A 20872-nucleotide genomic window follows, 5' to 3' on the forward strand; every position below is an offset into this window, starting at 1 on the left:
CGAGTCCACCGTGGACGGCCATGGTGTCGTGGGTCCCCGGGATCGACATCCGTCCCAGACCCGTGGAGTCGGGCAGCCGCCCCATCCAGTCGGGGTTGCTCGCGCTGGTGAGGCTGTTGAACGCCGGTGTCGACGGCCCCGGCCACCAGGGCAGGTCGAAGGCCGACGCCTGCGGGGAGGCGGTGAACAGGTCCAGCGTCAGCACGAGTGCGCCGAGCACGGAGATCGTGCCCGCGGAACGCCGGCGGGCGCGGGGGGCGGGCCGGCTACGCCGTGGCAGGAAGAACATGTCTGGGGACCCCCCATTGACTGTCAGGTACATGCCAATTGCCGCGCCGGTCGGTCGCGGCCGACAAAGCATTCCCTACGCCTCATCCAGAGGCAAGACACACGCGGGCGCCCGCTCGTTCCGGCCGTCAGTCGTAGAAGAACAGCTCGAGATCCTCGATGGACCCCGGTCCGGTCAGGAAACCCTCGGCCTGGGCGATCTCCTTCTCCGGTGGCGACTTGCCCTCTCGGAGCCGCGTCATCCACATCTCGCCCTGCTCTCCGATCGCATAGATTCCGGACAGCAGCTCGGCCATGCCCGCGGGGTGCGTCGGACTGTGCCCGACGACGGGTCGGAGTTCCCACCCGCCTGCCCGGGCGGCCAGCCGGAGCACACCGGCCCAGTTGGCGATCCTCCCGATCCGCACGTGCCACGAGTCCTCGGTGAACGGTGCGGGCCGGCCGCCATGCAGGGCGTTGGTGGCCGCCCTGATGTCCGTCATCACCTGCCGCTCCACGGCACTACGGACCCAGCGCCCCTCCTGGGCCTCCTCGATGGCGGCGGACCACCACTCGCCCGCACCCTCCAGCCTGGCCCTGAACGTTTCCATGCCGACAGGTTTCCATGCCCGCCGGCGCCGGCCCGCGGAGGGATGCCGATGATCCCCCTAACCGGCTGACGGCGCCGGTTCGTACGCGCTGATGACGTAGAGGGCCTCATCGTCGATGGCGTTCTTGTCCCCGTCGAGTGAGATCCGCAGGGGGTGCCCGTCGGCCGCCACCTGCGCCTCGGCCGTGTCCGCGCCGTCGCTGCGAGCCTTCTCCAGCCTCTTCAGCAGCTCACCGATCGTGGGTACGGGGACGCGTGCATCGCGCACCTGACGCCGGCTGTCCTCGTCCAGCCCGACCGCGTTCGTCACCTTGCCGCCGTGGACCTCGACCCGGAACGTCCCCGCCAGGACGTCCGAGGTGGACGTGAGTGTGTAGGTGTACGAGGCAGGCTCCTTCCACCGGGTGGTGTGCTGTGCCCCGGCGTGCCCGCGTTCACGTCCCCCGGCGATCTCGGAGGGCGGCGACGTACCGGCTTCACATGCGGTGGTGAGGCATGTCAGGGTCGCCGCCACCGCGGCAGCGGACAGAAAGCGGGCAACGGAATGTCCGTCGAGCATGATGGCCCCCATCGGTCGGTCACCGCTGTGACGCCGGAGGCTTCGAAAACGTTCAGGCGCCGGCGACGTCCGTCCGTTGACGGGGATCGACGCCGCCGGCGCTGGGGTGCCGTCGTGCTGTGGGCGAGTCCAGGGCACCCCCGTGGCCCTGGCTCGCTTCGGGCACGCGGCCTGTTGAGCGACCGGGGTCAATGATGTTCGTGTGCGTCGGGGGGTGTCATTCGCACAGCGTCCACGTCGATGTGCGCACCGTCCACGGCGGTTCGGTCCAGCGCCTGATCCCGTAGCTCGCTGGGTGTGATGCCGTGCGCGGCGCGGAAGGCCCGGGTGAAGTCGCCCGGGCGGGGGTAGCCCCAGCGTGCGGCGATGGCGTGGATGGGGAGTCGGCGCAGACCGGGGGCGATGAGGTCCTGTCGGGCGTTGGCCAGTCGCTGTTCGCGTACGTACGAGGCCACGGTCAGCCCCTCGTTCTGGAAGAGCCGATAGAGGTAGCTGCGTGAGATGTGGTGGGCCGCGGCTATCTTCGCGGGGGTCAGGTCCGGATCGCCCAGATGCCGCCGGACGAACGACTTGACGCGCAGGACCAGGGCGCGGGCGTGCGTCTCGGGTGCCAACTGCGGTTCCGCGTCCAGGGCGTGGGCGAAGACGGCGGTGACGAGATCGGTGACGACCCGGCCCAGCCGTGCGGCGTCGGCCGCCTGATAGGAGGAGGTGTCCGAGGTCAGCTGCACGAGCATCCCCGCGAGCAGCGCGCCCATGCCCTCGCGTCCGGAGATCCGCCGCCCGACCACCCCGCACGCCCGGCCCGCGGGGAGATCCACCGCGGCGCGCGGGATCTCCACGCCGATGATGGTGACCGGGTCGGGCCCGGTGGATATCTCGTAGGACCGGGACGAGTAATTCACGTGAAAGTCGTCGATCCGGTACCCCACCTGCTCCTGCCCCCAGCTCGCCGCGCCGTCGCCGCGCCGCAGCAGGGACAGGTGGAACACCTCGGGGTCGGACTGGCGCACGAGCCTCGGCGTCCGGCGGAAGACCAGATGGTCGAAGGTCGCGGGCCACACCGTCACGTCGCCCAGTCCGATCACGCGCTGGTACCCCCGGTAGTCGGCGGTGTGCTCGCTGCTCAGGTGCATCGGCGCGTGCGTACGCCCCAGTTGCTCCGTCCACGCCTCGAAACGGTCGCTCGCCGGCAGCTCTTGGGTCGTGAAGACGGATTCAGGCAACACGACGGTAGTCAACCACAGGGCCGAGAACCGTTAAGAGAATGTTCAACGGTCTAATAGGTTCCAACTCGGTGCAGTCGTATGGCCGGTGATGCGTCATCAGGCGAAGCTGATCGCGTCACCGTTCGCGCGGTGAGGGGTCCAGATCCGCCCGCGCCCAGCCGGCCGAGACCAGCGCGTTCACGGCGGTGGCGTCGCCCAGCGCCAGCGCGGCCGCGGCGGAGACCTCCGGATCGGGATCACCGGCGGCAAGCGCCCGCAGCAGCGCGTCGGCCCTCTCGCCCCGTTCCCGCAGCGTCGCGACGAGCAGTGCGCCGGCCGTACGCGTGGCGGGATCGTCCTCCTCCATCATGTCGAAGAGGACGGGCGGGAGTTCCCCGAGCATCTGGCGGGCGACGGCGTGCCAGTGCCCCTCGCCCGCCTCCATCGCCCGTACGACGCGCAGGGTCAGGCCGAGCACCCGGCGCCGGACGTGACAGGGGGGTGCGCCTACTCCGACGGCCGAGCCGATCTGCGTCAGGTAGACGAAGGCCAGCACCGCGGCCGAGCACAGCCCTCTCTCGGGGGCCAGGAGCAGGTCCAGCCCGGCGATCGCGCGCCGCGCGTCGTCGACGCGATGGGACAGCAGCTCGGCGAGGTGCCGGGGTATGACCTCCGGGTCGCTGTCCCTCGCGCAGGCGGCGTCCTCGAAGGAGACCACCCGCAGCATGAGTTCGCGAGCCGGCCAGAGGGCGCCCGCGTCGAGCTGGACGACGGCGTGCCCGCTCGGGCCACCGACCGTCAGACGCAGATCCGCGTCGAGGCGGACCCCGGTGATGCCGGGGCCGAGGTCGAGGTCGGCGCGTTCGCCCGACGCCATGTCCCACAGCGCCACCACGTCATCGGGCCAGCACGCCGCGAGGACCGTCCCGGTGGCCGTGATGGTCAGCGCGAGCCCGGTGAGCTCCGGGCGCTGACGCGCCACCTGGAGCGGGCCTTCGCCGGATTCCGGCGTCCACAGGTACAGCGTCCCGTCACGGTGCCCGCTCGCGATCAGCGGCCCCTCGCCCGGAAGTTCGATACAGGCCAGGGCCGTTGCGGGGCCGGCCTGCGGGTCGGTGAGGAGGGGGGCGGCGTCACCGTCGAGCCGGCGCACGCGGAGGGTACCGTCCTCGTCGCTGCTGACGGCCAGTGTTCCGGACGCGGTCCGGGAGCAGGCCCCGTCGCTCGCCGGGGATGTCCCGGCGCCGGGTTCCATGGGCTCCGGCGTACTCGACAGCACCGTCCAGCGGCCGCTGTCGTCCGTGTCACCGGCCTGCAACGCGATCGGCTTCGGGGCCTCCTCCACCGCACTGGGGGTCATGATCCGGTCGGACCAGTCGAGGCCCATGCGGGCGCCCAGCGCCTCCAGCGCCTCGGCGGTGCGGCCGTGCACCGTCAACGCGAAGTCGCCGTTCCCCGTGTCATGGAACACGAGCGCGTCGGGTGCGCCGTACACGGTGATGTGCTGGCCGAGTTCACGCCACGGCTGGAGGCCCAGCGTGGGCAGTTCGCCCCTGACCCAGGTCACGATCCGGTCGGTGTCGTCGTCGCCGTACACCGTCCAGCCGAAGTGGGAGGGCAGCCGCTGCACGGCGAGTTGCAGGAAGAACTCCGAGAGGGACCCGGCCTGGAGCACCCACCCCTCCTCGTGGACGCTGACCAGCACCCGCGGATCCGGCAGACCTGCCTCGGCCGCCGCATACCCCCACTCGTTGCAGTACTGGTACTCGGCCTTGAACACGCACATCCGGCGGTCGGCACCGGCAGGCACGAGGGGCGAGTCGTCGGGCAGCGCGCCCGCGGCGCCGTATCCGCCCGGGTCGGGGCGCAGCGTCGGCGGGTACTCGGGGTTCGTCCAGTACAGGCGTGGGCTGTGCGTGAAGGAGTTGAACGGCAGCTCCCACCACTCGTCCAGCGCGGCCGGGACCGGCAGGCTCAGGTCCACGCTCTCGAACGGGTCCTCGGCTCCCTCGCCCGCCTCCTCGCCCTCGAGGCGACGCAGGTACTCCTGGTGTTCGTTCTCGGACCAGCGTCGCCACGGAACGGCGTCCCCGGGGACCTCGTAGCCCCACTCCTCCTGGAAGCGCCGCAGGAGTTCCCACCGCGGTGCCGTGTCGGCGAGGTGCGCGGTGAACTCGTCCGGAGACATCCGGTCGCGCTCGCCCCAGCGTGGCATCACGCTCCTGAGGCGCTCTGCGAACCTGCCGTAGTCGATCACGCCGCTCATCAGGGCAGCTTATGGCATGTTCCTGCCGACTCAATGCGCGGCGGTGGCCGGGGTGGTCGCCCGCGTGCGCCCTTCCTGGCGGACTTCCTCACCCGCTCCTGAAGCACGCTGCTGAAGCACCCGCACCGCCGGCCTCCCGGTACCCGCCGGAGCGGCGCACGCGCCTCACGGCACGGGGTCGGAGGCCGTCACGACCCCATAGGTCACCAGGCCGTACATCAGGTGCGGCACGACGTCCGAGGTCCAGTCCTTCGCCGACCAGGTCGTCGGGTCGCTCACGCCCAGTCCCGCCATCGGCACGTCGCTCGCGGCCATGGCCAGGGCCCCGGTGGCCATGCCGCCCAGCCACCAGGGCATGCGGATGCCGGCCCGGCGCAGCAGCGCCACCGCCACCCCGGTGCCGCAGCCGACCGCGATGCCCGACAGCGCACCCAGGCCGGAGAGCCGGTTTTCCCGGGTCTCCTCCGATCCCGGGACCGGATGGCCGGCCCGTCGGCTGATCCTGTCCACGGTTTCGGACGGCGCCTGGCTCGAGGGTCTGCCGCGCAAGGCCATGTCGGCGTAGGTCACGGCGTTCAGTACGGTCGTCCCGGCGGCGCCTGCCACGCCGCCGCGCACAATGCTCTGCATCATGCGGGGCCGAGTTCCCCCGGTGCTCACTCCGGAATCGGTCCAGAGGCCACCGGGGCCCAACCGGTCGGCAACGAGCGTCAATTACAAGTTGACGGCAACTGGTCGTCAATTTAAAGTTGACGCATGAGTCCACTCGACATCAGCCTCGCCGACCTGATCGCCCGGCTCGACGAGGAACTCCCCGACGCCGGCGAGCTGGCCCGCATCAGCGAGGCGCGACTTCGCGCCCAGACCCTGTCCGACCTCGGCGACCAGCTCATCGACCACTACGTCAGCAAGGCCAAGCGGAGCGGCGCGTCCTGGACCCAGATCGGCGACGCCATCGGAGTCTCCAAACAGGCCGCTCAGCAACGCCACGCGCCCGCCCCCTTCGAGCGGTTCACCAACCTGAACCGGCACAGCATCGTGCTGGCGCAGGAGGCCGCCCGCACCCACAAGCACGACTCCATCGGCACCGAACACATGCTGCTCGGCCTGCTCGGCGAACCGCAGGGCCTCGCGTACGAGATGCTGCTCGCGAAAGCCGGGTCGGAGCAACGCGTCCGCGACGCGATCGAGGAGGCGATGCCGCCGGCCGGTGAGAAGGCACTGCGGGGTCACATCGCGTTCCGGCCGGAGAGCAAGGAGGCCATCGAGCAGGCACGCCGTGCATCGGCCGACCTCGGCCACGACCGGGTCGGCACGGAACACACGCTGCTGGGCCTGATCCGCACCGAGGGGAGCCCGGCCGCGCGCATCCTGCGCGATCTCGGCTTCACATCGGTCGAACTGCACGAGACGGTCAAGACCGAGACCGCCGAACGGCTCGCCGCACGGGACGATCGGTAGGGTCCGGCGTCATCCCCAGGTCTGACACGGTTTCGCGCGGTCCGACCGAAGTCGCCCCTCGGAACGGGAGCTGCGGCTGACTTCACGGCCTGCCGACGCCAGGACGATGGAACGGTCCTGACAAGGCAGTACCGCTACGGACGAGCGAGCGTCGTGAGCGTCGCCGGCCCCGGCACGGCGGTGTCCGGCCTCGGTGCCGTGGGACAACCGACAGCGAGAGGAAGTGCCGAAGATGGCCAAGCTGCAGAGCCTGGACCCGAATACGCCGATGTTCGCGCAGTTCAAGGAGAAGACCGGACCCATCGTCCTGGCCAACACCTTCCTCGTCCCGAAGGAGAGGACGGAGGCATTCCTGGCTCTCTTCCGAAGGCAGGCGGATTTCATGAAGGCTCAGCCGGGATTCGTCTCCCTGCAGATGCACAAGGGAACGGCGGACAGCCGGCTCCTGATGAACGTCGCGGTCTGGGAGTCGACCGAGGCGCTCGCCACGGCGTTCGGCAGCCCGGAGTTCCAGCGCATGGCGGCCGAGTTCCCCGACGACATCGTGTCGTACCCGCACATCTTCGAGCGGATCGACGTGTGACACGGCGGCTGTGGCCGGTGAGGGCAAGCGGTGAAGTCCCACCCTCACCCGGCGACCGCCGCCCCCGCCCCACTGCGGGATCGACGCGGCATACTCGTCGAACGTTTCCACCAGGAGGCACCGTGATCACTGTCAGGCCGGAACCCATCCACACCGCCCGGCTGACCTTGCTTCCCCTGCGGGGCGAGCACGCCGACGAGATGGCCGAGGTGCTGTCCGACCCCGGCCTGCACACCTTCATCGGAGGCGCTCCGGAGAGTGCCGAGGCCCTGCGCGCCCGCTACGACCGCTGGGCGGCCGGCTCGCCCGACCCTGCCCAAGCCTGGTGCAACTGGGTGATCCGGCTTCGCGACCCGGCCTGTCCGACCGGCACGCTACAGGCGACGATCACCGCCGACGACCGCGGAGCCACCGCGGAGATCGCCTGGGTCGTGGGAACTCCCTGGCAACGGCGGGGCATCGCCACCGAGGCCGCCCGGGGCCTGGTCGCCTGGCTCCGCGGGCACCCGGTGCACACGGTCGTCGCCCACATCCACCCGGACCACGAGGCATCCGCCGCCGTGGCCACCGCATCGGGACTCAGCCCCACCGACGAGTGGCACGACGGAGAGGCCAGATGGCAGCTCACGATCGGCTGACCAGGTGCCGCCCCGGGCCGGGGGCGAGGACGCCAGGCCGGTGGCAGCGCCGGCCTGCCGAGGCGAAGGGCCGTACGCTGCGAGGGCGCCGGCCCTCACCGTCTACCTCGGCAGGGCGTCCTTGACGAACACGATTCCGTCATGGCCCGTCATGTGGGCCGGGTCCAGCGGGGCGTAGCCGAACCACGGGGACACGCGGGGAACGGGCGTCGCGCCGCCGAGAGCGGCGTCCAGCCGGCGGGTGTCGACGACGTACCGGTCCTCCGGGAGCGCGTACAGAAGCCCTTCGACGGTGTCCGGGGGCGGGGTGTCCACCCCCCGGTGCCGGATCGTGCCGAGAGCCGTGGCCAAGAAGGCGTACTCCTCGCCCAGTTGAGCGCCGACGATCGCCCCCGCACTCCACCATTGCAACGGCAGGCCGCTCATCTCCATCCCGCTCCTGTTCCGCTGGAGATGGCCGTTGTGGGCGTACACAAGCGCCGGGCCCCGCTCGGCGGCGGCGAGCAGGTTGGCGGCCATCATCGACGCCCGCACGCCCAGCAGCTGAGCGAGGCGGCCCGGTGACGTGTCGGCCAGCCAGAAGTGGTACCGCAGCAGTCCGGTGGCGGTACGGCCGTACATGCGTGCCCGGTCCCAGTCGTCCGGCGAGGAGACCGCGACCAGGTGGGGCAGCTGCGTGTCGAGCAGAGCAACCAAATCGCCGGCGAGCAGCCGCAGTCGCGTGGCCTCGGGCGTCCGCCCCACTGACCGGGACGGGTCCGTCATCGCCGCGGGATCGGTCCACCGCTCGTCGGCGCCGAGCAGAAGGTCCAGCGTTTCGGCGGTGCAGGGGAGCAAGCCGGAGTCCACCCGGGCGGTGAGGTAGGCGTGAAGCGCGGTGAGGGCGTCTCGGGGGCTCTCGGCACCGGAGATCTCCAGCGGCCCGTCGAAACCGGCGAAGCGCACCCGCTCCGACTCGGGCCGTCCGTCGTTGTACGCGCGCATCCAGCGCACCAGTTCGCGGTTGGCCGCGGACGTGCCGAGCCCGATCTCCGGGTGGCTGAAGCCGCGCTGCATGACCTCGTCGAGGGTGCCGGCTCCCGAGGTGACGTAGTCGTCCACGACCAGGCCCCTCATGCAGTCGCTCTCGATCGTGATCGTCCGGTAGCCCGCCTCCTCGACGAGTTGCCGGAAGACATCGTTTCGCACCTCGAGCAGAAGATCCTCGCCGTGGGTGGGCTCACCCAGGGCGAGCAGCCGCGGCCGCGTCGGCAGCAGTCCCATCACGGCGGCGGCGTCGACGACTTGGGCGGCGTCATTGATAGCAGCGGTCATGCATTCAACGGTATCGTTGAACCTTCGGTTGAAACTTTTCCCCGAAATCGGCAGGACAGTGAGGCAGAACCCTCAATCCGGTGGTCGGCTCAGGCCGGTCGATCTGGCGCGTGCGCACGGCCTGTCCACGCAGGCGGTCAGGAACTACGAGGCGGCCGGGATCCTGCCGGGCGCCGAACGCACTCCGCACGGCTACCGCACCTACGCGCCGCTGCACGCGCGGGCGCTGCGCGCCTTCCTCGCCCTCGTGCCCGGCCACGGCCACCAGACGGCCACCGCGATCATGCAGTCGATCAACCGGGGCTCGACGGAGGACGCTCTTCGGCTCATCGACGAAAGCCACGCCCAGCTCCTCGAGGACCGCCGCACCCTCCAGGCCGTCGAAGGCGCGCTGCGCGACCTCGGGCCCGTACCGCAGGAACGCGGTGACACGTTCGTGGGTCCGCTGGCGACAAGGCTCGGCATCCGCCCGGCCACCCTGCGCACATGGGAACGCGCCGGCTTGGTCCGACCGAGTCGCGACCCGCGCACGGGCTACCGGGTCTACAGCGCGGCCGACGTGCGGGACGCCCTGCTCGTCCACCAGCTCAGACGAGGCGGCTACCTGCTGGAGCAGATCGCCCCGGTGATCGTCCAGGTCCGCTCGGCCGGCGGCGTCGCACCCCTGGAATCGACGCTGCGCGACTGGCACGCCCGCCTCTCGGCCCGCGGCCGCGCCCTGCTCACCGGTGCCGCCGCGCTCGACGCCTACCTCGACCGCCGACCGGACGACCCCGAACGGGGGCAGGCCGAGTGACGACAGACCCGTGACCCGGGAGGAGCCGGATACGCCGAAGGGCCGGCCGTTTCCGGCCGGCCCGAAGGCGGTACGACGGTGACCTCGCCGCCGACGTCGTCGCGCGCCGACGTCATGGCGCGCCGATGGGCGCCGGCACCGCAGCGCGTCACAGCGCCGAGCTCGTCCCCTCCCCGGACGCGCTGCCCGCGAGCCACTGGTCCCATCCCAGGTTGAAGTCGGCGTAACCGTTGTCGGGCGAGGCCTTGGCGCGCGACGAGCCGGTGATGGTGACGGGGTCGCCCTGCTTGACCTGGCCGTAGAACCACTTGGCGTCCGACATGGACAGGTGGACGCAGCCGTGCGAACCGCGGGCGCTTCCGCTGCCCGGGTTGGGGTCACCGGTCGAGTAGTGCACGTAGGTGCCGGACTGGGTGAGGTGGACGTCCCAGGGCAGCGTCAGGTCGTAGTAGTTGGGGCTGCCCTTGTCGCAGCTGATGCCGACGCTGCAGGAGGTCATGTGGACCTTCTCCTGCTTGTCGATGACGGCCATCGTGCCGTTCCACGTCGGGTACTGCGGGCTGCCCGCATTGATGGACAGGGTGCGCACCAGCTTGCTGTTCCGGGTCACCTTCATGGTGTGGCCGGTCACCGAGACGTCCGCGCGCACGTCGTCGCCGACCTTGAAGGTGTGCGTGTAGTTGTGCACGCCGTAGCGGCCGTTGCCGTTGCCGACGCCCGTCAGATCGGCGTCGACCTTCACCGTCGTCCCGGAGGGCCAGTACGTCTTCGGCCGCCAGTCGGCGCGCTTGTCACCGAACCAGTGCCAGGCGCCGGCCACCGGCTGGGAGGTGCTCACCTTCATGTGCTTCTCGACCGTGGCCCGTGCCTTCGCCGCCACCGGGTTCGTGAAGACCACCGAGATCGGCATGGCCACGCCGACCGTGTTTCCGTTCTGCGGGGTGATCGTCTCCAGCAGCATCGGCGGGCCCGCGGGCTTCGTCGGTGAGGGAGAGGCGCTCGCACCCGGCTTGCCCGACGTCTTCGCGTCGCCGCCGCTCGCTTTGTCACTGCCGCCTCCGCCGCAGGCACTCGCGCCCACCAGCACCGCTCCCGTGACGAGTGCGATCCCTATGCTGCCCTTGCGCCGTCCCACGCTCTGCCCCGCTCTCTCGCGCTCCTCGGCCCCTGATGGGCCCGACTTTCTGTCAGACAGCGTAAGCCGGGTCGCAGTTGCACGTGTCGTGTAAAGCGTGTCCCAAAAACCGTGTGCGCATCCCTGGGCAGGTCGGACAGCGTGCGGGCCGTGTCCGGTCGGCGGTCTTCGCCACGGGCGGCGCGGAGTTCATGCACAGCGGGCATGCTCGATCCGCCCGGTCCGCAGCACGCCGGTCGACGGTCAGCCCACGGTCTGACCGTCACTTCACGGTCTACGGCTCCTGCACCGGGCCCGACCGGTCCCAGCCGGGGACCGTCTCCTCCCGGTGGACGTCCGCGGCGTGGACCTGCTCGCCGCAGGTCTCGCAGACGGTGTGGGTGACGAGTTCGTGGTCCCCGTGAAGGAATCGGACGGGTGGCGAGGTGACGGCCCAGCGGTCGCCCCAGCCGATGAGCTCGCGGGTGATGCCCGCCAGGTCGCGCCCCGCCTCCGTCAGGTGGTAACCGCTGTGGCGTGCGTCGTCCGGCAGCGGGCGCCGTTCGAGGACACCGTTCTCCACCAGCGCCTTCAGCCGCGCCGCCAGGCGGTCCGTGGGGGCGCCGGTGTTCCTGGCGATCTGCCGGAACCGGTGGTTGCCGAGCATGACCTCGCGGATCGCCGGCAGCGCCCATCGGTCGCCGACGACCTGCAGGGCGGCGGCGAGCGAGCAGGGGCGTCCGGTCATGTCCTGGGGATCGATGCGGCTGGTCACGCTCCCAGTATCGCCCCACCAAGGTTTGATTTTCAAACCATGTCGTGCTTGCCTTGTGCCATGCCCATGATGCTTCGATTTTCAAAGCACCCCCGCGCGGCCACTCTGGTCGTCCTGGTGGCCGTCTTCATGACCAACCTCGATCTGTGGATCGTCAACGTCGCGCTCCCTGCCATGGGGGAGACCTTCTCGGCAGGCGGCAGGGGCGCGACCCTCGGTTCGCTCTCATGGGTCCTCAACGCGTACGCGATCACCCTCGCCGCGCTGCTGGTGGTGGCCGGACGTGCCGGTGACCGCATAGGCCAGCGACCGGTCTTCCTCGCCGGGATCGCCGTCTTCACCCTCGCCTCGCTGGGCTGTGCCCTGGCCCCGGACCTGGGCACCCTCGTCGTGGCCCGGGTGCTGCAGGCGGTGGGGGCGTCCGCTCAGATCCCGACGTCCCTCGCCCTGCTGCTGGCGACCGTGCCGGCCGAGCGCCGTACCCACGCCACCCGGAGCTGGGCTGCCGTCGGCGGTCTCGCCGCGGCCGCCGGGCCCGTCGCCGGTGGCCTGCTGGTCGAGACCGACTGGAGGTGGGTCTTCGCCGTCAACTTGCCCATCGGCATCGCGGCGCTCCTCGTCGGCCGAGCGGTCCTGCCCAGGCCGGCCGCCCGTGAGGCCGGACCGCTGCCCGACCTCCTCGGTGCCCTGCTGGTCGTCTCCTCGGTCGCGGCACTGTCCGGCGCACTGGTGCAGGCGCCCGACTGGGGCTGGACGAGCGGCAGGACCGTACTGCTCCTCGCCGTCGCGGTGATCGGCGGCGCCGCGTTCGTCCTCAGGTCCCTGCGGCACCCCCACCCGCTGTTCGAGCTGCACCTGCTGCGGCTGCCCCGCTTCGGAGCGGCGAACGCGGGCTCCTTCGTGTTCGGCGTCGCCTTCGCGATCATGCTGCTGTCGAACGTGCTGTGGTGCCAGGAGGTCTGGCACTGGAGCGCGCTGCGCACCGGGCTCGCCCTGGTCCCCGGTCCCGCCCTCGTGCCGGTCGTCACCCTGCTGACCGCCCGTGCCGCGCAGCGCTTCGGGCACGGTCCGCTGGTCGCGGCGGGCGGTTTCCTGTTCACCGCCGGCATGGTCTGGCGCGCGTGCTTCGCGTCCGTCTCGCCGGACTATCTGCGTGACCTGCTGCCCAGCCAGCTCATGACCGGTACGGGTGTCGGTCTGGCCCTCGGCACCCTGGTGGCCGCCGGTGTGCACGCCCTGCCGGGGCACCGTGCGGCGACCGGCTCGGCGCTGGTCAACTCGGTCCGTCAGATCTCGGCCACGGTCGGCGTCGCCGTCCTGGTCGCGGTGGTCGGCTCCCACGTGGGTGCCGCCTCACGGCACGACTTCCGTGTCGCCTGGTGGGCGGCCGCCGTACTGGGCCTGGCGACGTCGGTGATCGGTCTGCACCTCAGCCGGGGCGCCGGCTCCGGCCGGACGGCCTCCACCGCGTCGGCCGAGCCCGAGGCGGATGCGCAGGCTCTGGCGGACGCGTCCTGACCGGCCGCTTCGGCCGATGCCCCGGGGCGGGCGCACGGTGAAGGGGGGCACGTCGACGAACCCGGGCGCACCCTCGGTCGGTTGACCTGCCCGCGTCGCCGGCCGGGCAAGCGCGCAATCCGGCTCAGGGTGCGGTGAACAGGGTCGGGAAGCGGGAGGCCAGCCACGGCCGGGGCCCCCAGGCGAGCACCCGCCCCTGAGCGATGGCGCGCCAGGGATTCAGCCGGCCGAGCGCGATGAGCAGGAAGGCGACGGGGTCGAGCAGGATGGTGCAGTCCGCACGCCGCGGCGGCGCCTCGGGTGTCACCCGCACGACGCCGTCGGCCAGGGACACGCCGAACGGCTCGCCCCCGCGCAGCCGGATCCGATAACGGGCCGTGAGCCCTGCCGTGGCCGCCGGGTCCGCGACACGCGGCATGACCGAGAACATGAACGGCATGCACAGGCCCACGCGCACCGGATCGAGCATGTGCGGACGCTGCAGAGCGCGAGCCAGGTCGTAACCATGGCCGAGCATGTGCGTGAGCAGGTACGACGCAAGAACCGCCCGGTCCATCGACCCCAGGGGCGTGGCCGGTGCCGGGCCGTCGGCCGCAGGGCGCGACAGAGCGGCCAGGAACGCCTCGGCCTGCTCCGTGATCATCGTCGCGAGAGGCTCCGCCCGGCGCTCCCCGAAGACGGCGAGAGACTCGGCGTTCGCCGCGGCAAGGCTCTGGGGCGTTCCGTCGCCGTAGGGGCGCTCGCGCCCGGCCGCCAGGTCGGCCATCAACTCGTTGGCCATGGCCAGATGGGCGGCGGCCTCGCCGACGGTCCACTCCGACCCCGGCACGGCGAGCGCCGTGTCGCTCGCGCTCCGCACCAGCGCGGCGATCTCCTCGGCGGTGCCCCGGATCGCCTGTCCCAGTCCGTCGGGCAAGGGCGACGAGCCGTCCTGCCGTACCGTCGTGTGCACGTCGCTCGCTCCACTCCCACCAGCTCGGCACACCCGACGTGCCTGAGGCGCTGGTACCCAACCAGACCCGAGGGGCGCGCGGCAAGCCCTCGCACGCCCCCCCGCTGCGGAGGCGGCGTCCGGTCAGCCGAGCTTGCGCAGCACTTGAGCGATGTTGTCCCGGTACGTCCGCAGCGCCTGGAGCCCGGCGGCGTAGCGGTCACGGTGCCGGGAGATGTCCACGGCCTGCTTCTCGGCCCGGATGCCGTGCCAGAGCTCGGCCGTACGGTGACGGCGCTTGCAGGTGACGTCCGCGACGGCGGTGGCGCGTTCCCGCCGGGTGTGCCGGGTGTTGCCGTCGCTGCCCCGGTGCCAGGCGTGGTCCGCGTACGCGGCGACGGGATCGGGGTAGCGGGTGAAGCCTTGGTCCGCCACACAGCGGGACCACGCGCCCCAGGCCGCGCGCAGGCGCCGGTCGCGCTTGACCGCCTTGTCGACCTCGACCGACCGTGTGGCCGCGTAGAGCCAGTCCCGCTTGACGTCGATGCCGCGCATCAGCCGCCGGCTCGCCTCGGCACCGCACGTGGGGTAGTCCGCGTACTCGGCCGAGGTCATCCGGCGCCCCTTCGGCTGGGGGACGAGGTCCTTCTCCGGATCCCAGCCGTAGCCCCAGCGGCGGGCGCTGTCGAGATCGAGGGCGCCGTAGTCGGTGCTGACGGCGGTGGCGACGATGGGGTCGGTGGGGTAGCGGGGGTCGAGCGGGAAGTCCCGGTGGCCGCGGCCCGCCATGCACTGCCTGACCAGCAGCGCCGACGCCCGCTCGGACCGCTGGTAGTCCTGTGGCGTGTAGTCGTAGCGGTCGGCCGGGAGGGGGCCGAGATCCGACGATGTGCGGATCATCTCCGCGTGTTCCGGGCCGGAGGCACAGAACGCCGCCAGCACCGTGACCCCCACCGCGGCACCCAGCCGCCACCCCCGCCTCGTCATGCGACGAGATGCTAACGGGGCGCGTGCACGGGGTGAGCCGCGGCCCCCAACTCCCCGCGCGCGCAAGCCGAACGGGTCATGACCGGCGTGGGCGGAGGCCTCCCCGGATTCCTCGCCGGGCGGCCCGGTGGTCCCTCTATGCTGCTCGGATGATCAAGCCGATCGAACTGGTGATATTCGACTGCGACGGGGTGCTGGTCGACAGCGAGCGCATCGCCGCCCGGGTCCAGGTGACCCTCGGCGCGGAACTGGGCTGGCCGCTCACCGAGGACGAGGTGGTGGCCCGGTTCATCGGGCGTTCGCACGCCGCCATCCGGGAGCAGGTCGCCGAACGGCTCGGTCAGGAGACCGCCGCGGTCTGGGCCGAGCGGTTCGAACAACTGCACCGCGAGGCTGTGGACGCCGGCCTGACTCCGGTCGAGGGGCTGCTCGAAGCGCTCGACGAGATCACGCTGCCGACCTGCGTGGCCTCCAGTGGCTCCCACGAGAAGATGCGTCACACCCTGGGCCGCACCGGCCTGTACGAACGCTTCGCGGGCCGTATCCACAGCTCCACGGAAGTGGCGCGAGGCAAGCCCGCTCCCGACTTGTTCCTCTACGCCGCCGAGCGGATGGGTGTCGCTCCGGCCGCGTGTGCGGTGGTCGAGGACAGCCGGCCCGGGGTCAGGGCCGCCCGCGCCGCCGGCATGCGTGCCCTCGGTTACGCCGGCGGTCTCACCCCGGCCGAGCACCTCGAAGGTCCCGGCACCGTCGTCTTCCACGACATGCGCAAGCTCCCCGCTCTGCTGAGGGAGATGTGACGCCGGTCAGCCGGTCCGTGACGTGACCGGCCGGCGCTCGCGGCGCATCCGGCCGACGCCCGGCTACGGCTGCCGGATCGTGCCGTCCGGCGAGATGCGGGCGGCGTGCGAGCCGAAGTCGTCCTCCGACACGCCGGAGACGAGGTCGATCCCGTCGCCGCCGGGCTCCGGCGTGCCCGGCTCGACGATCCGGGTCGGGTTCAGGCGCCCGGACACGTAGGTGCCGTCGGCGCGAAGGGTGACGTGCAGAACGCCGCTGGTGGAGAGGATGCCGCCGAGGCTGAGAACCTTGTAGCCGGAGAAGTTGCCCAGGCTGTACGCGATCAGGCGGCCCTTGTAGAACTCCATTCCCCGCATCACGTGCGGGCCGCTGCCCACGACGAGATCGGCGCCGGCGTCGATCACCGCGCGGCTGAAGCGGTAGCAGTCACCGCGGTCCTCGCCGAGGAAGTACTCGGTGCCGGGCCCCACATGGGTCTGGTCCGGGCCCTCCGCGCCGGCGTGCATCGTGACGATCACGATGTCCGCCGTCTTCGCCGCGCGGGCCGTGAGTCGCTTCGCGGCGGACAGGTCCGTGAGGTCGTTGGCGCCCCGGTCGGGCGCGAACCCGATCACCGCGACCCGGAGACCGTGCACCCGCTGGACGGTGATCTGGCCCAGGCGGCCGGTGTACGGCAGGTTCACGGAACGCAGGGCGGCGAACGTCTGGCGCCGCCCCTCCGCCCCGAAGTCGTCGATGTGATTGTTCGCCACGTTCATGACCGTGAACCCGGCCTTCTTGAGAAGGTGGCTGTAGGACGGCGGGACGTGGAACGCGAAGCAGTGCGGGCTGTCGCTGTCGTCGCACTTGCCGGCTCCGCCGTCGGTGAGCGTGCCCTCCAGGTTCCCGAGCACCACGTCGCCGGTGAGCAGGTCGCCGACCGGGTCGAAGAAGGAGGCGCCGTCGTCCGGCGGCAGGTCGTACGGCAGTGAGCCCATCACGACGTCCCCCACGGCGGCGATCCGCACGGTCCCCTCGGGGAGCGGGGGCACCGCGGCAGGCGCCCCGGGGGCAGGAGACCGCGTCGTCCGTGGGGGAGTGCGGGCGGAGCCGATGGCGCCCGGCTCTTCGGAGCCCTCGTGAAGGACGAACGCCGCGACGACCACGCTGATCCCGGCCAGGCCCAGGGCGAGCGGGCGGTGACGGCCCATCACCTTCTGCCGCCCGCGCCGCCTGGCACTCCGTTCGCCTGACCTGATCATCTGCTCATGTTACGAAGCGTGCACCCATCCTTCACGGAAGGTGAGCGATGGCGTGTTCCCGGCGCTGCGGCGGCACGCCGGGCGGAGTCCGCCGACGGCGCCGGCGGGCCGTCCGGCCGAGCGGGGCCACGGCCCCTCCGCCGCGTCGGCCGGCACCGGCCGCAAGGATGAAACAGGGCAGGTCACAAGGCGCGGCGCGCTGAGGGCCGATTCCGGACGCGCCACCAGCCGCAGCCAAATCCGGCCGACCCCCATATGGCGTGACCTCCGAAGCCGACGGGGCCCCGTGGACTGCGCGGCATCGGCACGGCAGGGCGCTGCCGGGTTCTTCCGCTCGCTTCCGCGCGCCCGCCCGGTGCGGTCGGCCTGCCGAACAGTGCTCCTGACCTCGGCCACCGCTGAACCGGGACGTCGTCCCACCGGTCCCGCGAGCCCCGAACGCCGCACGGGGCACAGGGGACTGTGGCCGGATTGGCCGTCTCACACATGCCCGCCCCCCAACATACTCAAAGCCTGCACATCCCATCCCCTTGTCACCTTCGGAGGTCGACCATGCCCCAGAGCAGTGTGCAGGCCCACGCGGTGCTCGACGCCTGGCTGACGGGCGCCGAGAGCGCGTTCGGCCAGATGAACCCCGCCGGCCCGCTCTACGTCGGCGGCTCCGCCGCCGAGGCCGCTCTCACCGACCCCAGCGACTCGCTGTACGGCTTCTGTTCCAGCCCGAGCGGGTCTCACGGCAGCTGGTGCTGCTGACCGCCCTGACGGACTGAGCCCCCTGTGCCCGGCGGGGCACCGGAGGCCGGCCACAGGACGGCGGCGCGGGGGACGGCTCTGCGTTCCCCGCGCCTCGAGGCACCTCGCAGGACGGCCTGAGGCGACGACGAGAGGGAGACCGAGGGTGAGCGCAGCGGCACCGCACGACCAGCACGACAAGGACGCGACCTCAGGGTTCGCCCAGCCCGTGCGGCGCATCGCCCGTCCGTGGCGGGACCAGCTGGCCCACCGGCTGGCAGGCGTGGAGGCCCTGGACCAGGCAGAGCGCGACGTGATCCTGGAGGCCGGACACGACGCCCTCCTGCAGTCGCTGCACGCGAAGCTGTCCCGGCTCTTCCTCATCGAACTGCACGCGCTGCGCCTGGCCGCAGGCAACGGCGCCGTCGAGGCCACGGCGGACACGGAGACCTGGGCGGCGTTCATCGAGGAGGCCGGCCAGGACGGCTACCTCGACCGGCTCGCACACCGGTACCCGGCCGCCGCCCCCCGGACCGCCGCCGTCGCGCGCCTGTGGATGACGGCCACGGCCGCGTTCGCGGAACGGCTCGCGTCGGACCGCGAACTGCTGCGGCCCCTGCTGGGACGACCCGCCGGCGAGGTACGCGCGCTCACGTTCGGCGCGGGCGACAGCCACCGGGGCGGACTCACCGTCACCCGGGTCGACTTCGACGGCGGCACCGTCATGTACAAACCCCGGCCGTCCGAGACGGACGTGGCGCTCGGCGCACTGCTGGAGGAACTGTTCGCCACCCTCCCCGGCCCCCCGCCACCGCACGAACGCATCCGTGTGCCGCGGACGCTCGCGCGCGCCGGTTACGGATGGGCCGAATTCGTGCGCCACCGCTACTGCGCCGACGACTGCGAACTCGCCACGTTCTACCGCAACGTCGGCCATTGGCTCGCCGTGCTCCGCTTCACCGGCGGAACCGACATGCACGCCGAGAACATGATCGCCGCCGGCCGCGTGCCGGTGATCGTGGACGCCGAGACGCTCTTCGATGCCCCCGCGCCCTTCCCGCCCAGCGGCCGCGGCGACGCGGTCGACGTGGCCGCGGCCGCCATCCGCCGTACGGTGCTGCGGACCGGGCTGCTCCCCGTGCGCGGCACCGGCTTCGCGCTCGGCGGGGTGGACATCTCCGGTGTCGGCTCGCTGCCCGGCCAGCAGCCGCTCATCCCCAACCCGGTGATCGCGGACGCCGGCACCGCGGCCGCCCGCTTCCAGGTGGACCTCGTGGCGATGCCCGTCGCCGGCAACCATCCCAGCCCGACACCGGTGCTCAGCACCTACTGGGACCGCGTCCTCGACGGATTCCGCGAGATGACCGCACACCTGCGCCGGCCCGGAGCGGATCCGTCCCGGCTGCTGCGCCGCTTCCAGGGAGCGTGGGCACGCCGCATCCCGCGGCCCACCCAGGCGTACGTCGACATCGGCCGGATGCTGTGGCATCCGGCGTCCCTGCACGACGAGCCGGCGGCCGTCGAGCGGGCGAGGGACATCCTGCGGCGCAACGCCGAAGTCCTGCCGGGCGCGCCGTCGGACCGGGCGACCATCGACGGTGAGACGGCCGACCTGCTGGCGGGCGACGTACCGATGTTCGGCTTCACCGTGGACGAGGGCGCGATCCGGAACACGGTCGAGGACTGGCGCACCGCCGACCTGGCACTGGAGGAGTCGACGATCCAGGACGCGCTCGTGGGCGCCTACCTCAACGAGCGGTCGCTGCCCGCGCGGGTGCAGGCCGGGGCCCGCGATCCGCATGCCCGCGACCGGGAGCGGCGCCGCCGTGCGCTGGCGGCCGAGATGGTAGGGCGGCTGTCGGAGGGGGCGGTGCGCGGGGACGACGGTACGGTCACGTGGATCAGCCCGGTCTTCACCCCCGCGGGCTGGTCCATCCGCGTCCTGCCCGCGGACCTGTACACCGGTCAGGGCGGCGTGGTGCTCGCCCTCGCCGAGTACCTGAACGAGGAACGGGCCGGGCGGGCGGACGAGGTTCCCGGTGCCGCCGGGCTCTTCGAAGGGGCGCTGCGCGTCCTCGTCAGCACCGAGGACCGGACCCCCACACCGTCTTCCGGCGCGTTCAGCGGAGCGGCCTCGCAGGTGTGGACCTGGATGGCGCTGCACCGGGTGACGGGGGAGGAGTGGATGCTGGAACGGGCCGCGGAACGCGCCTCGCTGCTCGTGCCGGGCGCCCGGCTCGTCGAGGACGACATAGAGGTGGATCTGCTGAACGGCGCGGCGGGTGCGGTCGTCCCCCTGCTGAATCTCGCGGGTGCGACCGGACAGGACCGCTGGCTGGACGCCGCCGCCCACATCGGACGCCGGCTCGCCGGGCAGGCCACGCTGGACGCGAGCGGTGCCCGCTGGACCACCCGCCTCAACCCCGAGGGCATCGGCGGCTTCGCCCACGGAGCCACTGGCATCGGCTGGGCGCTGGCCCGCCTGGCCCTCGGCGAGGCCGGTGGCTCCGCCGAGCGCGGCGGCTGGCACGACCTCGCACGACAGGCCTTCGCCTACCAGGAGTCGCTCTACCAGCCGGAGGCGGGCAACTGGCTCGACGCCCGTGTCGGCGCCGAGGAGGACTTCTTCACCAGCTGGTGCCACGGCAGCGCGGGGATCGGCGTCGGGATGCTCGACCTCCACCGACGGACCGGCGACCCGGCCCACCTCGACATGGCGGAGCGGGCCGCGCAGGCCTGCGCGGCGGAGGGCTTCGGCTGGAGCCACACCCTGTGCCACGGAGACCTCGGCCTCTGGCAGTTCCTGACCTCGCTGGGCCTCGGAAACCCTGCCGACCTCGACGGCGAGATCCTCACCGGCCTGGAACAACGCGGCCCGGTCGGCGGCCTGGCCCGCGAGGCGTTCTCCCCGAGCCTGATGTCGGGTCTCTCGGGAGTCCTCCACACCTTGCTGCGCATGCACCCCGAGTCCGGCCTGCCCGATCCTCTGGTCCTCGGCTGAGACCGTCGTTCCGGCGGTGCCGGCCGCTCGGAAACGAGCCTCCGGCCGGCGGTGACGCCGGCCGGAGGGG

The 20872-nt window shown here is 72.0% G+C and carries 19 protein-coding genes and 1 pseudogene; 8 read left to right on the forward strand and 12 right to left on the reverse strand.

Going from position 1 to position 20872, the window contains the following annotated elements:
• From AB0N17_RS22015 to AB0N17_RS22040, 6 genes and pseudogenes are all read right to left on the reverse strand, one after another.
• A pseudogene (locus tag AB0N17_RS22015) lies at positions 1 to 220 on the reverse strand (hypothetical protein); the annotation flags it as partial.
• A 196-nt stretch (positions 221 to 416) separates the two neighbouring features.
• Positions 417 to 878: a hypothetical protein gene (locus tag AB0N17_RS22020; RefSeq protein WP_366013111.1), complete on the reverse strand. Its 462-nt coding sequence runs from the start codon at positions 876 to 878 to the stop codon at positions 417 to 419.
• A gap of 57 nt (positions 879 to 935) precedes the next feature.
• Positions 936 to 1436 carry a DUF6174 domain-containing protein gene (locus AB0N17_RS22025; RefSeq protein WP_366013112.1) on the reverse strand — a complete coding sequence of 167 codons (501 nt, stop codon included), beginning with the start codon at positions 1434 to 1436 and terminating at the stop codon, positions 936 to 938.
• A gap of 188 nt (positions 1437 to 1624) precedes the next feature.
• Positions 1625 to 2665 (reverse strand): helix-turn-helix domain-containing protein, encoded by a 1041-nt coding sequence (locus tag AB0N17_RS22030; protein ID WP_366013113.1) that lies wholly within the window; start codon positions 2663 to 2665, stop codon positions 1625 to 1627.
• 115 nt (positions 2666 to 2780) lie between these two features.
• On the reverse strand, positions 2781 to 4910 hold the full coding sequence (locus tag AB0N17_RS22035) for a hypothetical protein (RefSeq protein ID WP_366013114.1): 2130 nt from the start codon (positions 4908 to 4910) through the stop codon (positions 2781 to 2783).
• A gap of 165 nt (positions 4911 to 5075) precedes the next feature.
• A complete protein-coding gene (locus AB0N17_RS22040; protein ID WP_366013115.1) occupies positions 5076 to 5543 on the reverse strand; it encodes a hypothetical protein in 468 nt (155 codons plus the stop codon).
• A gap of 123 nt (positions 5544 to 5666) precedes the next feature.
• On the opposite strand from AB0N17_RS22040, the gene AB0N17_RS22045 reads away from it, so the two are divergent.
• From AB0N17_RS22045 to AB0N17_RS22055, 3 genes are all read left to right on the forward strand, one after another.
• A complete protein-coding gene (locus tag AB0N17_RS22045) occupies positions 5667 to 6371 on the forward strand; it encodes a Clp protease N-terminal domain-containing protein (protein WP_366013116.1) in 705 nt (234 codons plus the stop codon).
• A gap of 232 nt (positions 6372 to 6603) precedes the next feature.
• Positions 6604 to 6954: an antibiotic biosynthesis monooxygenase family protein gene (locus AB0N17_RS22050; RefSeq protein WP_366013117.1), complete on the forward strand. Its 351-nt coding sequence runs from the start codon at positions 6604 to 6606 to the stop codon at positions 6952 to 6954.
• A gap of 122 nt (positions 6955 to 7076) precedes the next feature.
• Positions 7077 to 7592 (forward strand): GNAT family N-acetyltransferase, encoded by a 516-nt coding sequence (locus AB0N17_RS22055; protein WP_366013118.1) that lies wholly within the window; start codon positions 7077 to 7079, stop codon positions 7590 to 7592.
• A 102-nt stretch (positions 7593 to 7694) separates the two neighbouring features.
• On the opposite strand, the gene AB0N17_RS22060 is transcribed toward AB0N17_RS22055, so the two are convergent.
• Positions 7695 to 8906 carry an erythromycin esterase family protein gene (locus tag AB0N17_RS22060; RefSeq protein ID WP_366013119.1) on the reverse strand — a complete coding sequence of 404 codons (1212 nt, stop codon included), beginning with the start codon at positions 8904 to 8906 and terminating at the stop codon, positions 7695 to 7697.
• Between the two features lie 58 nt (positions 8907 to 8964).
• Between AB0N17_RS22060 and AB0N17_RS22065 the strand changes: the two genes are divergently transcribed.
• Entirely contained in the window at positions 8965 to 9702 is a 738-nt protein-coding gene (locus AB0N17_RS22065; protein ID WP_366013120.1) for a TioE family transcriptional regulator, read from the forward strand.
• 148 nt (positions 9703 to 9850) lie between these two features.
• On the opposite strand, the gene AB0N17_RS22070 is transcribed toward AB0N17_RS22065, so the two are convergent.
• Positions 9851 to 10837 carry a L,D-transpeptidase gene (locus AB0N17_RS22070; protein WP_366013121.1) on the reverse strand — a complete coding sequence of 329 codons (987 nt, stop codon included), beginning with the start codon at positions 10835 to 10837 and terminating at the stop codon, positions 9851 to 9853.
• Between the two features lie 274 nt (positions 10838 to 11111).
• Positions 11112 to 11591 carry a helix-turn-helix domain-containing protein gene (locus AB0N17_RS22075; protein WP_366013122.1) on the reverse strand — a complete coding sequence of 160 codons (480 nt, stop codon included), beginning with the start codon at positions 11589 to 11591 and terminating at the stop codon, positions 11112 to 11114.
• A 60-nt stretch (positions 11592 to 11651) separates the two neighbouring features.
• Here AB0N17_RS22075 and AB0N17_RS22080 point away from each other — a divergent pair, with 60 nt between their 5' ends.
• Positions 11652 to 13109, forward strand: a complete 1458-nt coding sequence (locus AB0N17_RS22080; RefSeq protein WP_366013123.1) for an MFS transporter — start codon at positions 11652 to 11654, stop codon at positions 13107 to 13109.
• Between the two features lie 124 nt (positions 13110 to 13233).
• Here AB0N17_RS22080 and AB0N17_RS22085 read toward each other — a convergent pair whose 3' ends face one another.
• A complete protein-coding gene (locus AB0N17_RS22085) occupies positions 13234 to 14061 on the reverse strand; it encodes a maleylpyruvate isomerase family mycothiol-dependent enzyme (protein WP_366013124.1) in 828 nt (275 codons plus the stop codon).
• Positions 14062 to 14184: 123 nt separating this feature from the next.
• On the reverse strand, positions 14185 to 15027 hold the full coding sequence (locus AB0N17_RS22090) for a hypothetical protein (protein WP_366013125.1): 843 nt from the start codon (positions 15025 to 15027) through the stop codon (positions 14185 to 14187).
• A gap of 149 nt (positions 15028 to 15176) precedes the next feature.
• Between AB0N17_RS22090 and AB0N17_RS22095 the strand changes: the two genes are divergently transcribed.
• A complete protein-coding gene (locus tag AB0N17_RS22095) occupies positions 15177 to 15827 on the forward strand; it encodes an HAD family hydrolase (protein WP_366013126.1) in 651 nt (216 codons plus the stop codon).
• A gap of 63 nt (positions 15828 to 15890) precedes the next feature.
• On the opposite strand, the gene AB0N17_RS22100 is transcribed toward AB0N17_RS22095, so the two are convergent.
• A complete protein-coding gene (locus tag AB0N17_RS22100; RefSeq protein WP_366013127.1) occupies positions 15891 to 17069 on the reverse strand; it encodes a CapA family protein in 1179 nt (392 codons plus the stop codon).
• A 552-nt stretch (positions 17070 to 17621) separates the two neighbouring features.
• Here AB0N17_RS22100 and AB0N17_RS22105 point away from each other — a divergent pair.
• Complete coding sequence (locus AB0N17_RS22105; protein WP_366013128.1) at positions 17622 to 17822, forward strand: DUF6229 family protein; 201 nt, start codon at positions 17622 to 17624, stop codon at positions 17820 to 17822.
• A gap of 145 nt (positions 17823 to 17967) precedes the next feature.
• Complete coding sequence (locus tag AB0N17_RS22110) at positions 17968 to 20802, forward strand: type 2 lanthipeptide synthetase LanM family protein (protein ID WP_366013129.1); 2835 nt, start codon at positions 17968 to 17970, stop codon at positions 20800 to 20802.
• Positions 20803 to 20872: the final 70 nt, after the last annotated feature.

Source organism: Streptomyces sp. NPDC051133 (assembly GCF_040682635.1).
Lineage (GTDB): Bacteria > Actinomycetota > Actinomycetes > Streptomycetales > Streptomycetaceae > Streptomyces.

What these genes read in the sequence shown, in the direction of transcription:
- AB0N17_RS22105 (WP_366013128.1), top strand. Translation starts at nt 17,622, where the DNA reads ATGCCCCAGAGCAGTGTGCAGGCCCACGCGGTGCTCGACGCCTGGCTG.
- AB0N17_RS22050 (WP_366013117.1), top strand. Translation starts at nt 6,604, where the DNA reads ATGGCCAAGCTGCAGAGCCTGGACCCGAATACGCCGATGTTCGCGCAG.
- AB0N17_RS22060 (WP_366013119.1), bottom strand. Translation starts at nt 8,906, where the DNA reads ATGACCGCTGCTATCAATGACGCCGCCCAAGTCGTCGACGCCGCCGCC.
- AB0N17_RS22040 (WP_366013115.1), bottom strand. Translation starts at nt 5,543, where the DNA reads ATGATGCAGAGCATTGTGCGCGGCGGCGTGGCAGGCGCCGCCGGGACG.
- AB0N17_RS22080 (WP_366013123.1), top strand. Translation starts at nt 11,652, where the DNA reads ATGCCCATGATGCTTCGATTTTCAAAGCACCCCCGCGCGGCCACTCTG.
- AB0N17_RS22035 (WP_366013114.1), bottom strand. Translation starts at nt 4,910, where the DNA reads ATGAGCGGCGTGATCGACTACGGCAGGTTCGCAGAGCGCCTCAGGAGC.
- AB0N17_RS22020 (WP_366013111.1), bottom strand. Translation starts at nt 878, where the DNA reads ATGGAAACGTTCAGGGCCAGGCTGGAGGGTGCGGGCGAGTGGTGGTCC.
- AB0N17_RS22025 (WP_366013112.1), bottom strand. Translation starts at nt 1,436, where the DNA reads ATGCTCGACGGACATTCCGTTGCCCGCTTTCTGTCCGCTGCCGCGGTG.
- AB0N17_RS22100 (WP_366013127.1), bottom strand. Translation starts at nt 17,069, where the DNA reads ATGATCAGGTCAGGCGAACGGAGTGCCAGGCGGCGCGGGCGGCAGAAG.
- AB0N17_RS22045 (WP_366013116.1), top strand. Translation starts at nt 5,667, where the DNA reads ATGAGTCCACTCGACATCAGCCTCGCCGACCTGATCGCCCGGCTCGAC.
- AB0N17_RS22095 (WP_366013126.1), top strand. Translation starts at nt 15,177, where the DNA reads ATGATCAAGCCGATCGAACTGGTGATATTCGACTGCGACGGGGTGCTG.
- AB0N17_RS22090 (WP_366013125.1), bottom strand. Translation starts at nt 15,027, where the DNA reads ATGACGAGGCGGGGGTGGCGGCTGGGTGCCGCGGTGGGGGTCACGGTG.